Origin of the sequence: Arthrobacter pullicola (assembly GCF_014836875.1) — a bacterium.
In the GTDB taxonomy this organism is placed as follows: Bacteria; Actinomycetota; Actinomycetes; order Actinomycetales; family Micrococcaceae; genus Arthrobacter_B; species Arthrobacter_B pullicola.
In genome coordinates, this window is the sequence record NZ_JACSQC010000004.1 from 412,150 (window position 1) to 424,597 (window position 12,448).

Genomic DNA, 12,448 nt, shown 5'->3' on the forward strand with positions numbered 1-12,448 from the left:
GGGTCCGCAGGCGGGCCCCACGGTGCGAAGAAGGAATGGGAAACAATGTTTGAGTCCATACAGGGACTGCTGGATGAGCACGCTGAACTCCAGATGCGGCTTTCAGATCCCGCTGTGCACGCGGACCAGGGCCTGGCCCGCCGCCTGGGCCGCCGCTATGCCGAGCTGAGCCGGATCGTGGATGCCTACAACACCTGGCACGGGCTGGAAGACGATCTCGCCGCAGCCCAGGAGATGGCCGGTGAGGATCCCGAATTCGCTGCCGAGGTCCCGGTGCTGAAGGATCAGCTGGGCGAGGCCCAGGAGAAACTGCGCCGCCTGCTGATCCCGCGGGATCCCAACGACGGCCGCGACGTCATCATCGAGGTCAAGGGCGGCGAAGGCGGCGACGAGGCTGCACTGTTTGCCGGCGACCTGCTGCGGATGTACACGCGCTACGCGGAAACCCGCGGCTGGCGCACCGAGATCATTTCGGCCACGGAATCCGACCTTGGCGGCTTCAAGGACGTGTCCATGGCGATCAAGGGTTCTTCCAACGACCCCGCCGAGGGTGTCTACGCCAGGCTGAAGTACGAGGGCGGTGTGCACCGGGTGCAGCGCGTCCCGGTCACCGAATCCCAGGGCCGGATCCACACTTCTGCAGCCGGCGTGCTGGTCCTGCCGGAAGTTGATGAGCCGGAAGAGGTCGAAATCAGCCAGAACGACCTGAAGATCGATGTTTACCGGTCCTCCGGTCCCGGCGGCCAGTCCGTGAACACGACCGACTCCGCCGTCCGGATCACCCACCTTCCGACCGGGATCGTGGTCGCGATGCAGAACGAGAAGTCCCAGCTGCAGAACCGTGAAGCGGCGATGCGCGTGCTGCGTTCGCGGATCCTCGCGCATGAGCAGGAAAAGATCGACGCCGCGAATTCGGACATCCGCAAGTCCCAGATCCGCACCATGGACCGTTCAGAACGGATCCGCACCTACAACTACCCGGAAAACCGGATTGTGGATCACCGCACGGGCTACAAGGCCTACAACCTGGACACCGTCATGAACGGTGATCTGGAAGCAGTGGTCCAGGCTGCCATCGAAATGGATGAGCAGGCCCGCCTGGACGCCATCGGCGACGAGGCGTAGTTCCGTTCATGCCGGCACACTCCCTTGACCAGGCCCTGCGCGCGGCGGCGGCGGAACTGTCCGCCGCCGGTGTGCCGAGCCCGCGTGTTGATGCTGAACTGCTGGCGGCCCACCTCCTCGGAGAATCCGTGGGCCGCGTGCGGGCCCTGGCCTTCACCGATGCCGCAGCACCGGAGGGGTATGCCGGCCTGGTTGCCGAACGCGCCCGCCGGATTCCGTTGCAGCATCTCACCGGCAAGGCGCATTTCCGCAGGCTGGAGCTTGCGGTGGGGCCGGGCGTTTTTGTCCCGCGGCCGGAAACTGAAACCGTTGCGCAGCTGGCCATTGACCGGGCGCGGCTGGTCCCTGGCGGCGCGAAGGTCGTGGACCTGGGCACCGGGTCCGGAGCGCTGGCGGCGTCCATCGCGTCCGAGGTTCCAGATTCGGACGTATATGCGGTGGAACTGAGCCCGCTGGCCCTGGCCTGGGCCAGGAAAAACCTCGACCCGCTGGGTGTCACCGTCCTGGAAGGTGATCTGCGCACGGCGCTGCCCGGTCAGGACGGAACGTTCGACGTCGTCGTCTCCAATCCGCCCTACATTCCTGCAGGGGCAGTCCCGAACGAACCCGAAGCGGCCGACCACGACCCCGCGATGGCGCTTTACGGTGGGGGAGCGGACGGGCTGGAACTGCCCGGCGCTGCCGCGCGCACTGCAGCCCGGCTGCTGCGCCCAGGCGGTTACTTTGTCATGGAGCATGCCGAAGTGCAGGCCAGGGCCATCGCCGCCCGTCTGGCAGCTGACCCGGCCTGGGAAGCAATAACCTCACACAACGACCTCAACGACCGCCCCCGCGCCACCTCCGCAGTGCGTTCCGCGGCGGCGGCCACTTCGCAGAGCAGCATGAAAGAATAGTCCCGTGACTACCAGCTTTGACTGCACAGATCCCGAGGCCCGCAGCGCCGGCCTGGCCCGCGCCCAGCAGGCCATCGCCAACCGGCAGTGCATCGTCCTGCCCACCGACACGGTCTACGGTATTGGCGCTGACGCGTTCTCTCCGCAGGCCGTGGCCACGCTGCTGGCCGCCAAAGGCCGGGGCCGGTCCATGCCGCCGCCCGTCCTGGTACCCCGCCTGCAGACCATGGACGGCCTGGCCGTGGACGTCAGCCCGGAGGCACGGGCGCTGGCGGAGGCTTTCTGGCCCGGCGGACTGACCCTGATTTTCCATGCGCAGCCGTCCCTGACCTGGGACCTGGGCGATACCAAGGGCACCGTCGCGCTGCGGATGCCCGACGACGAGATCGCCCTGGACCTGCTGGCCCTCACCGGACCGATGGCGGTGTCTTCCGCGAACCGGACCGGCAATCCGGCAGCTCAGACCGCGGCCGTTGCCCAGGCACAGCTGGGCGAGTCCGTCGAGGTGTACCTGGAGGCCGGACCCCGGCCGCAGGAAGGCAGCGACGGGATTCCCTCGACGATCGTGGATGCGACGCAGTCGCCCCTGCGGGTGGTCCGGGCCGGCGCCGTCGGGCTTGAGGAACTGCGTGCGGTGGTTCCGTCCGTGCTCGGCCTCGGCGAGGAACCGGAGCAGCCCGCTGCCGGCGGGTCCGTTCCGGACTCCGGGACGGATGACGATTCCGATGCCGACGCTGTTCCGGCCGCCGGCCACGGGTCCGTCCACGGCGAGGCCCGCTAGGCTTCCATGCCGTACCGTGCTCCGGCGCGGTCCTGTGTCTGCCCCTAGCCGCGCTGGCGGCGCGCCTCGCGCAGCACTTCCTCAACGCGCGGTGCGGGAACATTTCCGGTGGCCTCGGCCCAACCAGGCTCCTGGCGCTGCCCAAACCACATCATCTCGACCCGCCGCAGCGACCCGTGGAGGCGTTCGCCGAGCAGGGAAGACACGGCGTATCCCGCTTTCAACGAGCCGCGGCAAAACCAGCCGGGCAGCCGCAGGGGCGGCCGGCCGCCGGCGGCCTCGAGGACACCGGCGGCAGTCGCACCTTCCCACGGCTGCAGGACGAGGGCCGGAACGCCGTCCGGCTGTGCACCGACGGTCAGCACAAAGCTGGCCAATGCGTCCACCGAGCTGACCGGGCTGGGTGAATCGCCCCGCCCGGCCACCGACGCCAGGGGAGAAGCGGCGATTTTCATCAGGTTCGCTGTTGTTGCCCGTGCCGGTCCCTGCACTGAGGTCGCCCGGATGATGACTACTGAACAGCGGCCCCCAGCCCTGGCGCCCAGCGCCTGCTCGCCCAGCGCCTTCGACCGCGAATAGGCCGAAAACGGTTCCACCTGGAGGCTTTCGTCCAGGACCGGCCGGTGACCCTGCACCGAGGCACTGCTGAGGTGGACAAAGCGGCGTACCCCGGCGGCGTCGGCAGCGTTGGCCACCAGCACCGGCAGCAGTGCGTTGGCGCCGCGCAGCTCAGGGGAGTCCGCGCCGGAGGGAGTGGCCAGCCCGGCGGCGTTGACGACGACGTCAGCGCCGGTGAGCGCCCCTGTTAGGTCCCGTAGCTGGTCGGCGAGCTCCGCGGCTTCGGCCAGAAGGCCTGCTGCGTCCGTTGACCGGGCGCTGATCCGGGGGGCCTTGAGATGGCGGACAGTAATGCCGGCGCGGTCCAGTGCCGTGGCCAGGGCGCTGCCGATAAAACCGCTGGCACCGAGAACCGCCCAGACCTGGTCCTGGGAAGATCCGGCGGGGGGAGGGGTGCTGTTCACATCGTGTCCTGGTTTGAAGGAGCTGGAGCAGTGGTCTCAGTGGCGCCGCCGGTTCCGAGCGCCGGCATGGGTTTCCAGCCGCGGTCATGCAGGATGCGGCGGGATTCCCGCCAGCCGCGCCACAGGCTGCCGGCCCCCCGCAGGTTATGCTCGACGGCGATGAGCCGCAGAAGTTCCTTGGCAGCGGTCAGTGCCGTGCCGGCTGCGAAGCCCACGGGATGGAACCGGCCGTGCGCCCGCAGATACCCGGCCGTATGCCCGCGGTTCCGCATGGCGCAGAACCTGCTGAGGTCGCTGGAGTCGTTGAGGTGCCGGATACCCAGGTCGATCTGCTTCTGTGGGCGGACCTTGCGCAGCACGAACTCGTTGACGTAGACGACGCGGTGGTGCAGGGAAGCCAGCCACCCGTAAATCTCGTCGTCGCCGTTAATGAAGAAACGGGAATCGGGGAGTCCTATGTCCCGGACGACGGCGGCACTGACAAGCATGCCCTCGAAGCAGCCGACATTGGTGGCGAATACCGGACGGTCGGCGAAGATATTGCCGCGGACCGGAACATGGATACCCAGGAAGGGAAGAAACCGGTGCTGCCAGAAGAACGGGTTGCCGGCGTCGTCGAGCCGCCGGCCGTGGATGCAGTCGTACGTCGCGGTCCACTTCGCCAGGGCGCCGAGCGCTCCCGGGAGGACCTCGACGTCGTCGTCCATGAGCCACAGCCACTGTGCACCGGTGTCCAGGGCCCGGGCCACCCCCGCCGCGAACCCTCCGGAACCGCCGGTGTTCTCAGCGAGGCGCTCAATGCTGAGCGGAATCGGAAAACGTGGCTGCAGCTCGGTGAGCACCGCGGCTGTGTCATCCGTACTGGCGTTATCCACCACCACTACCCGCTCCGGAGCCGGGTCCAGGGCAGTAACCGACTCCAGCAGGCCACGCAGATAGCCGGATCGGTTGAAGGTGACTATCACCACGGCCAGGCCCTCGATGGCAGCGCCGGATCCGCTCACGCTAATAGCCCAGATCCGATGGCGGGCCGAAGAGGGTGCCCCTGGCCCCGCCTGCGTAGGCGCGCAGCCAGGCGCGGAACCCGCGGAAGTCCCGGGTCCGGGCGAAGTGGAGGGGATAGCCGACGGCATCCGCGGCCAGGGACCGCAGGCGCTTGTGTTTCCACATCAGGTGTCCGCGGTTGCGGAAGAAGTAAAAGCGCTTGAAGTCTGTGTCCGGAACCAGCACATGGAGGCGTCCGCCGAGGATTTCGTTGACCTCGGACCACGCAGCCGGGTGGCTCAGGGCCACGGAGGTCAGGGTGCCAAACGGAATCCCGGCCTTGCGCAGGCGGATCATGAAGTCAGTCTCATCGCCGCGGATGAACAGGCGCAGGTCAGGAAGGCCCACCCGGAAGAAGACATCACGGCGGATCAGCGCGCCATTGAAGAAGTGCCCCACGCCGGGAAGGAACCCGGCCTTGGCGACTTCGGCCCGGTTGTGGGTGAGACGCCCGTCGATGCGGAAGTGGAAGGAGAGGGTGTCCGGCCGTCCGGGGGCCACCACCAGCGGAAGGATCACGTCCAGGTTCCGTTCCTTGGCACCATCGATCAGGGCCTGGAGGCACTCCGGATCTTCCGGATGGGCGTCGTCGTCCATGATCCAGATCCAGTCCGCACCGGAGGCCATTGCCGTGAGGATGGCCAGCGAGAATCCGCCGGCGCCGCCGAGGTTGGTTTCCGAGCGGACATAGGTGACGTTGGCCGCAGAGGCTTCCGCAATGTCCCGGACCGGGCTCTTTCCCGAGTCAACCAAGGCCACGGAGGAGATGGCGGCCGTCTGGGCCGAAAGCGCCCCCAGCAGCGTCTTGACGTCATCCGGGCGGTCAAACGTCACAGCTGCCACGGCCACTGAATCCGGCAAGGTGTTCCTTTCCAAGGCTCCCCGGACGCACGGGCTTTGCCGGGCGGGAAGGGGTGTGCAGTTAGTATGCTGAATAGATTCCAGTCTATTACACCGGATTCACCGCACTTCCGTGCCGCCAGCACGGCAGGACCCCCAACAGCCTAGATACGAACCGGGTGCCAACCCGTTGAGGACTATGAACGATTCAAGCAGGGACACAACCACCCCGGTGCGGGACGAGAAGCCGGCGCTATGGCTCTGGTCCCAATACGTGCTGGATTCCATGGCGTGGGTGGTGGCCATCGTCCTGGCACTGGTCCTGCGCTACGAACTCACAGTTGACCAGATCAACGTAGCCGGGCTGGCGGTGTTCTGCGCCGTGGCCGTCGTGACGCAGCTCGTGGTGGGCTATTCCTTTGCCCTCTACCGCGGCCGCTACAGCTTCGGCAGTTTCCACGAAATGCGGCTGCTGGCCGTGGTTACCATCGTGGTTTCGGCGATCCTGGTCCTGGTCAGCGCCCTGTTCGGCCTGGCCATCGACATTCCGCGCAGCACCGGCGTGCTGGCTTTCCCGTTTGCCTGCCTGTTTATGGCGGCAATCCGCTATCTGAAGCGGATGTACGTCGAAAGCAAGACCCGCCCCGGCGATGAGGCGCAGCGGACATTGATCTACGGTGCCGGGTTCCTGGGCAACTCGCTGGTGACCCGGATGATGAACGATCCTGACTCCCCGTATTTCCCGGTGGGCCTGATCGACGATGATCCTGCGAAGAAGCACCTCCGCCTGGGCACGGTACCCGTGGTCGGCAAGCTGACAGACCTGCGGGAACTGGTGCAGCGCACCCGTGCGACCGTTCTGATCATTGCGATCGCCGACGTCGACGCCGCGCAGGTGCGGCAGGTTTCGGACAGCGCGGAGGGACTGGACCTGCGCGTGATGGTGCTCCCGCCGCTGCGGGACATGCTCTCGAAGGGATCCGGGGCCGGGCTGACCGATTTCCGGGAAGTCGCCGTCGAGGACCTGATTGGCCGCCGTCCCGTGGACATCCATGTGGACGAGGTTGCGGGCTACCTTACCGGCAAGCGGGTGCTGGTCACCGGCGCCGGCGGTTCCATCGGCTCGGAGCTCTGCCGCCAGATCACGGCCTTCGAGCCGGAAGAACTGATCATGGTGGACCGCGACGAGACCGGCCTGCAGCTCACCCAGCTCTCCATCACGGGCCAGGGACTGCTCAACGGCAAGGACACGGTGCTCGCTGATATCCGGGACGCCCGGGCATTGGACGAGGTGTTCGCCGCACGCCGCCCCGACGTCGTTTTCCACGCTGCCGCCCTGAAGCACGTCTCGCTGCTGGAGCAGTATCCGCTGGAAGCCTGGAAGACGAACGTGCTGGGTACGGCGAATGTGCTGCGTTCGGCCGAAAAGGCCGGTGTCAGCCACTTCGTGAACATCTCCACGGACAAGGCCGCCAACCCCACCACGGTCCTGGGCCACTCCAAGCGGGTCGCCGAGAAGCTCACGGCATGGATGGCCGGACACAGCGGGCGGCGGTTTGTCTCCGTGCGGTTCGGCAACGTGATCGGCAGCCGCGGTTCCATGCTGCCCCTGTTCACTGAGCAGATCCGCCAGGGCGGTCCTGTGACGGTGACGGATCCGGAGGTCACCCGGTTCTTTATGACCATTCCCGAGGCCTGCCAGCTGGTGATCCAGGCCGGAGCCATCGGCCGCGGGGGAGAAGTCCTGATCCTGGACATGGGCGAGCCGGTGAAGATTCTGGACGTCGCCCGCCGCATGATCGCGATGTCCGGGAAGGACATCGAAATCGTCTTCACCGGTCTCCGGAAGGGCGAGAAGCTGCACGAAATCCTGGTCGGCACGGGGGAGGACGATTCCCGTCCGCTGCACCCGAAAATTTCGCACACCTCCGTGGCTGTTTTGGCGCCGCAGGACCTCGACGCCGAGGACTGGCTGCGCCGCTGCGGGTTCGGGCCGGGCGAGTTCCCGGACAGCGGTACCGGGGCCGGCCCCGGGGCCCCGGCCGCGGCGCTTTTCCCGCTGCCGGACACCGCCGCGCTTCGCCTGGCCGATCTGCATAACGCCGATCTGCGCAATGCCGATCTGCGCAATGCCGATCTGCACGACGCCGATCTGCATAAGGGCTCTCCGGCTGCCGGGCGGCATGAGGATCGGCGGACCGGCTGATGGAGCTCGCCGTTCCTGTTGCGGCAGCCTTCCTCGCTAGCCTCCTGCTGCCTTTTGCCCTGATCCCGCTGCTGCGCCGCCTGGGTGTCGTGGATGTACCCAATGAGCGCTCCTCGCACACCAAGGTGGTGATCAGGGGAGTGGGCGCCACAATCGCCGCCGGGGTCCTGCTGGGCTTGGCGGCGGCACTGCTCACGGGCTACGTGGCCGTTGACCGTTCGCTGCTGCTGGTCCTGATGGCAGTGATTGCCGCCGCCTCGCTGCTGGGCTGGATCGAGGACTTCCGTGGGCTGTCCATCCGGGTCCGCTTCGGGATGCAGCTGCTCATCGGTGCCGCCGGAACCACAGCACTGGCAGCCGCCCTGGGCCAGAGTTACTGGTGGGTGCCCGTGGGGACGCTGGTGATCGCCGGTTATGTCAACGTTGCCAATTTCATGGACGGCGTGAACGGGATATCCGGTCTTCATGGCCTGACCGTCGGTCTTCTCTACGCGGCCAGCGGCGTGCTGGCCGATCAGGTGTGGCTGATAGCCGCCGGCACGGTGATCGCCGCTGCCTTCGCGGCGTTCCTGCCCTGGAACCTGGGCCGCGGGTCGGTGTTTATGGGGGACGTCGGCAGTTACCTGCTGGGTGCCGCCATTGCCGGAACTGCCGTCGCGGCATTCCTGGCCGGGGTCTACGTCGAGTACCTGCTCTTTCCCATCCTGATCTACGTGCTGGACACGTTCACCACCCTTGTCCGCCGGATCTGGCGCCAGGAGCGCTGGTACGCCGCGCACCGCCAGCATGTCTACCAGCGGTTGACCGATGCCGGGCTGAGCCACGTGCAGTCGGCGCTGCTGGTGACGTTGTGCACCGCAGCCGTCGGCGCCACCGGCCTCGTTACCGGAGGGTCAAGCTGGGGAGTTACTGCAGCAGGAACAGCTTTTGTTGCCGCAGTGGCAGCCTTCTACCTGGCTTCTCCGCGGCTGGTCGCCCGGCTGCGTGCCCGGACCCGGACCTGACATCCGGGCCCGGGGGAGGGACTGTGTCACGGAGCAGTTCTATGTGCTGTAGAATTCAAACGTCGCCACGATCCGTTATGCGACGACGCTATATTTCCTCACAAAGCACAAGGATGATCCTCCAGCCATGAGCCCAGAAGACGGCCCACGCGCTTCGCGGCTCAGTGTTTCCGGCCCCACAACGGCGCCGTGGCTGGACATCCTGAAGACTTGCCTTCTTTGGACCGCTTTGCCAGCTGCCGCCGCTGCAGTGTTCTCCCTCCTGGGCCCGGGTATCGCCGGGGCAGCCAGTGTTGCTGCGGGATGGGCAATGATCGCACTGTTCTTTGGTATCAGCCTGCTGGTTGGCCACGTAGTCGGGCGGAGCAATCCATCAGGCGCCATCGGAATGTTCGCCGTAACGTATGCCATTAAAGTTGTCGGGTTCGCGGCGATCCTCCTGATCTTCGGCGTGCCTGAATGGCTCGAACGGCCCTGGTTCGCGTTTACTGCACTGGGGGCCGTCGTTATGTGGCAAGCTGCAGAGATTTTCGCTTATTCACGCACCCGGCAGCTTATTTTCTCCGAGGCGCCCAATGGCCCGGACAATTCAGTGAAAGGTGCGCCAGGTGGCAGCTAAGCCAAAAAAGAATGCCCCCCAGCATGTTCCCGCAGCCTTTGAAACTCCGGTCAAAAAGCCGATCGCGGTGCTCCAATATGTCCTGTCCGGAATCCTTGCCCTGGGTTTGATAGGGTGGGGGCTGGACAGTCTTCTGGGGACCCGCTGGATTTTATTTGCAGGTATCGCCCTGGGTGGTGTCAGCGGTTATTACACAGCTGCCGCCCACGGGCTCACTTCCACCAAGCCACTACCGCCCAAGGGTGGAAAACGGCCGGATGAGGGTTAGAGACATCAATGTCACAAAACTTAGTACACGGGTGCATGAGCTATGTGCCCGCCAATGAAATGCCCAACGATGGACACAGCAGAGAGGAAACGCGTTGATCGCGCTTGCGCTTCCCGCCGCCAATGAAGAGGGTTTTGTTGCTCCCACCCTCGAAGACATGCACCTCCCTGAGATCCTTCCCTGGGGCGCACCGTACGGAGACGGGTTTGGGAAGCAGATGCTGCTTATCCTCATCTCGGTCATCATTATCGGATGGTTCTTCATAGTCGCAGCACGCAAGGGACAGATGGTCCCGGGCCGGCTGCAGTTCCTGGGTGAGGCGAGCTACAACTTCGTCCGCAACTCGATCGGCCGCGACATCATCGGTGAGAAGGACTTCCGTCCGTACACCCCGCTGCTGTTCTCGCTCTTCTTCTTCATCCTGATCAATAACCTGTGGGGCAGCATTCCGCTTGCACAGCTGCCGACCACCTCGCACGTTGGCACTGCCTACGCGCTGGCCGGCATCGTTTACTTCACCTGGATCATCCTGGGCATCAAGAAGCACGGCATCAAGTACTTCAAGTACGCGACCGTCCCTTCAGGTGTTCCCATGGCAATCCTGCCGCTGGTTGTCCTGATCGAAATCATCTCCACCTTCCTGGTCCGCCCGATCACGCACAGTCTCCGACTCTTCGCGACCATGCTCTCGGGCCACCTGATCATCATGCTCTCCGCAGCCGGCACCGAGTTCCTGCTGCTGGAAGCCGAAGGTCTGCTGAAGCCCCTGGGCGTGCTGACCCTGGTTGGCGGCGTCGCCATGTTCTTGTTCGAAGTTTTGATCCAGGTCCTGCAGGCCTACGTCTTTACCCTGCTGACCGCGATCTACATCCAAGGCTCCATCGCGGCTGCGGAACACTAAACCTCCCCTTTCCCAGGGGAAACCCCTGAACCAAACAACCTGCCTGCGGGCATCTTGAAAGGAACATCCATAATGGAAATCTCCATCGACGGCAACCTGAACCTCATCGGCTACGGCCTCTCCGCCATCGGCGGCGCCATTGGTGTGGGCCTGGTCTTCGCTGCTTACATCAACGGTGTTGCACGCCAGCCCGAGGCACAGCGTGTGCTGCAGCCGATCGCCTTCCTGGGCCTGGCCCTGACCGAAGCCCTTGCCATCCTTGGTCTGGTTTTCGCGTTCGTCCTCTAACTTCAGCGCGTTTTTCCCCACCAAGTAGATAGGACGGATGAGAAATGAACGAGGCACTTATCCTCGCCGCTGAAGAAGGCGCTAATCCTCTGATCCCAAACGTCTGGGAGATCCTGGTAACACTGCTTGGCTTCGCTGTGCTGATGTTCATCGTCGTCAAGTTCGTCGTCCCGATGTTCGAGAAGACGTTTGCAGAGCGTACCGAGGCCATCGAAGGCGGACTTGCCAAGGCCGAGGCAGCACAGGCTGAAGCCAGTGCCGCCCTGGACGAATACAAGCAGCAGCTGATTGATGCACGCACCGAAGCCAACCGGATCCGTGAGGAAGCGCGCTCTGAAGGCGCTCAGATTCTCGCCGACCTGAAGGCCAAGGCCGCCAGCGAGTCAGCACGCATCCTGGAACAGTCCCAGGTCACCATCGAGGCAGAGCGGCAGGCAGCAGTTGTCGCGCTCCGCAGCGAAGTTGGCGCCCTGGCGACCGAGCTGGCCGGAAAGATTGTTGGCGAGTCCCTTGCCGACGATGCCCGCTCCGCCCGCGTTGTCGACCGCTTCCTGGATGAGCTGGAAACCTCGCAGAACGCAGGTGCGGTTCAGTAATGGCAGGTATATCGAGCGAGTCACTGGCAGCAGCCCAGGGTCAGTTGGAAGCACGCCTTCCGCACGCGACCCTTGGTCTGGCTGAGGAACTCTTTGGCATCCTGGGCCTGCTGGACGGCCAGACCGGCCTGCTTCGGGCCCTGACTGATCCGGCTCGTGAAGGACAAGAGAAGGCAGCCCTGGTCTCCAAACTGGTCGGCGGCAAGGTTTCGGCCGACGCCGAACAGATTGTTGCTTCTTTGGTTGAATCCCGCTGGCGCGCACCGCGCGACCTCGGGGACGCTCTGGAAACCCTGGCTGCAACGGTTGTCTCCGCGGTCGCAGAAAACAAGGGGCCGGGTTCTGCCGGCCTCGAGGAACTGGAGGGGGACCTCTTCCGTTTCAACGAGACCGTGGCATCCAACCATGACGTGCAGCGTGCGCTGTCCAATCCGCAGTCAAGCGCGGACGCGAAGACCACGCTGGCACTGAAGCTGGTGCCCGGTGCGTCCGAGGCAGCACAGGTATTGATCCGCCAGGCTGTTACAGCTCCCCGCGGTCTTCGCCCCACCGCCCTGGTCACCCGGTTCCTGGAACTGGTTGCCGGACGGCAGCAGCGTTGGATCGCGGAAGTACGTACCAGCGTCCCCATGACAGAAGGGCAGCGCGCCCGGCTGCAGGCGTCCTTGAACAGCCTGTACCGCCGCGAACTGAAGATCAACGCCACTGTTGACCCCTCGATCGTCGGTGGTATCCGGGTTACGGTGGGCGATGAAGTCGTCGATTCCACTGTGGTGACCCGGTTGTCGGAACTGCGCCGGAAGCTCGCGGTTTAGCCACCCATCGTGGCTGAAGCGGGCCATGAGAAACATTTGAGAACCA

At 65.1% G+C, this 12,448-nt stretch carries 14 protein-coding genes; 11 read left to right on the forward strand and 3 right to left on the reverse strand.

The window, feature by feature from the left end; all coding sequences use genetic code 11:
* Window positions 1-45: 45 nt before the first annotated feature.
* From prfA to H9638_RS10740, 3 genes are read left to right on the forward strand one after another with little or no spacing between them, the layout of a single operon-like run.
* The gene (prfA, locus tag H9638_RS10730) at window positions 46-1,125 is read left to right on the forward strand and encodes a peptide chain release factor 1 (protein ID WP_191747161.1); all 1,080 of its coding nucleotides are present in this window, start codon (window positions 46-48) and stop codon (window positions 1,123-1,125) included.
* Window positions 1,126-1,133: 8 nt separating this feature from the next.
* On the forward strand, window positions 1,134-2,018 hold the full coding sequence (prmC, locus tag H9638_RS10735) for a peptide chain release factor N(5)-glutamine methyltransferase (RefSeq protein WP_191747162.1): 885 nt from the start codon (window positions 1,134-1,136) through the stop codon (window positions 2,016-2,018).
* Between the two features lie 4 nt (window positions 2,019-2,022).
* Window positions 2,023-2,799 (forward strand): L-threonylcarbamoyladenylate synthase, encoded by a 777-nt coding sequence (locus tag H9638_RS10740; protein WP_191747163.1) that lies wholly within the window; start codon window positions 2,023-2,025, stop codon window positions 2,797-2,799.
* Between the two features lie 44 nt (window positions 2,800-2,843).
* Here the strand turns inward: H9638_RS10740 and H9638_RS10745 are convergent, their stop codons facing one another.
* Genes H9638_RS10745 through H9638_RS10755 form a run of 3 tightly spaced genes read right to left on the reverse strand, consistent with a single transcriptional unit; the run spans window position 2,844 to window position 5,726 of the window.
* Window positions 2,844-3,821, reverse strand: coding sequence for an NAD-dependent epimerase/dehydratase family protein (locus H9638_RS10745; RefSeq protein WP_191747164.1), 978 nt, complete (start codon window positions 3,819-3,821; stop codon window positions 2,844-2,846).
* A complete protein-coding gene (locus tag H9638_RS10750) occupies window positions 3,818-4,825 on the reverse strand; it encodes a glycosyltransferase (protein ID WP_318241854.1) in 1,008 nt (335 codons plus the stop codon). Before H9638_RS10750 ends, H9638_RS10745 begins: the two co-directional genes overlap by 4 nt.
* A 1-nt stretch (window position 4,826) precedes the next feature.
* Window positions 4,827-5,726, reverse strand: coding sequence for a glycosyltransferase (locus tag H9638_RS10755; RefSeq protein WP_191747165.1), 900 nt, complete (start codon window positions 5,724-5,726; stop codon window positions 4,827-4,829).
* A 178-nt stretch (window positions 5,727-5,904) separates the two neighbouring features.
* On the opposite strand from H9638_RS10755, the gene H9638_RS10760 reads away from it, so the two are divergent.
* The 8 genes from H9638_RS10760 to H9638_RS10795 all read left to right on the forward strand — a co-directional run bounded on the left by H9638_RS10760 (window position 5,905) and on the right by H9638_RS10795 (window position 12,402).
* Entirely contained in the window at window positions 5,905-7,911 is a 2,007-nt protein-coding gene (locus tag H9638_RS10760; RefSeq protein WP_225217265.1) for a polysaccharide biosynthesis protein, read from the forward strand.
* A complete protein-coding gene (locus H9638_RS10765; RefSeq protein ID WP_191747166.1) occupies window positions 7,911-8,915 on the forward strand; it encodes an MraY family glycosyltransferase in 1,005 nt (334 codons plus the stop codon). Before H9638_RS10760 ends, H9638_RS10765 begins: the two co-directional genes overlap by 1 nt.
* A gap of 127 nt (window positions 8,916-9,042) precedes the next feature.
* The gene (locus tag H9638_RS10770; RefSeq protein WP_191747167.1) at window positions 9,043-9,534 is read left to right on the forward strand and encodes a hypothetical protein; all 492 of its coding nucleotides are present in this window, start codon (window positions 9,043-9,045) and stop codon (window positions 9,532-9,534) included.
* Complete coding sequence (locus H9638_RS10775) at window positions 9,524-9,802, forward strand: AtpZ/AtpI family protein (RefSeq protein WP_191747168.1); 279 nt, start codon at window positions 9,524-9,526, stop codon at window positions 9,800-9,802. Before H9638_RS10770 ends, H9638_RS10775 begins: the two co-directional genes overlap by 11 nt.
* A gap of 94 nt (window positions 9,803-9,896) precedes the next feature.
* On the forward strand, window positions 9,897-10,703 hold the full coding sequence (atpB, locus tag H9638_RS10780; protein ID WP_191747169.1) for a F0F1 ATP synthase subunit A: 807 nt from the start codon (window positions 9,897-9,899) through the stop codon (window positions 10,701-10,703).
* A 72-nt stretch (window positions 10,704-10,775) separates the two neighbouring features.
* Complete coding sequence (atpE, locus tag H9638_RS10785) at window positions 10,776-10,991, forward strand: ATP synthase F0 subunit C (RefSeq protein WP_146361523.1); 216 nt, start codon at window positions 10,776-10,778, stop codon at window positions 10,989-10,991.
* Between the two features lie 44 nt (window positions 10,992-11,035).
* Complete coding sequence (locus H9638_RS10790) at window positions 11,036-11,587, forward strand: F0F1 ATP synthase subunit B (protein ID WP_191747170.1); 552 nt, start codon at window positions 11,036-11,038, stop codon at window positions 11,585-11,587.
* On the forward strand, window positions 11,587-12,402 hold the full coding sequence (locus tag H9638_RS10795; RefSeq protein ID WP_191747171.1) for a F0F1 ATP synthase subunit delta: 816 nt from the start codon (window positions 11,587-11,589) through the stop codon (window positions 12,400-12,402). Before H9638_RS10790 ends, H9638_RS10795 begins: the two co-directional genes overlap by 1 nt.
* The last annotated feature ends 46 nt before the right edge of the window (window positions 12,403-12,448 follow it).

Bases quoted from the DNA above. Each gene is read 5' to 3' on its own strand.
- prfA (WP_191747161.1), top strand. From the start codon at position 46: ATGTTTGAGTCCATACAGGGACTGCTGGATGAGCACGCTGAACTCCAG.
- prmC (WP_191747162.1), top strand. From the start codon at position 1,134: ATGCCGGCACACTCCCTTGACCAGGCCCTGCGCGCGGCGGCGGCGGAA.
- H9638_RS10760 (WP_225217265.1), top strand. From the start codon at position 5,905: ATGAACGATTCAAGCAGGGACACAACCACCCCGGTGCGGGACGAGAAG.
- H9638_RS10765 (WP_191747166.1), top strand. From the start codon at position 7,911: ATGGAGCTCGCCGTTCCTGTTGCGGCAGCCTTCCTCGCTAGCCTCCTG.
- H9638_RS10770 (WP_191747167.1), top strand. From the start codon at position 9,043: ATGAGCCCAGAAGACGGCCCACGCGCTTCGCGGCTCAGTGTTTCCGGC.
- atpE (WP_146361523.1), top strand. From the start codon at position 10,776: ATGGAAATCTCCATCGACGGCAACCTGAACCTCATCGGCTACGGCCTC.
- H9638_RS10790 (WP_191747170.1), top strand. From the start codon at position 11,036: ATGAACGAGGCACTTATCCTCGCCGCTGAAGAAGGCGCTAATCCTCTG.
- H9638_RS10795 (WP_191747171.1), top strand. From the start codon at position 11,587: ATGGCAGGTATATCGAGCGAGTCACTGGCAGCAGCCCAGGGTCAGTTG.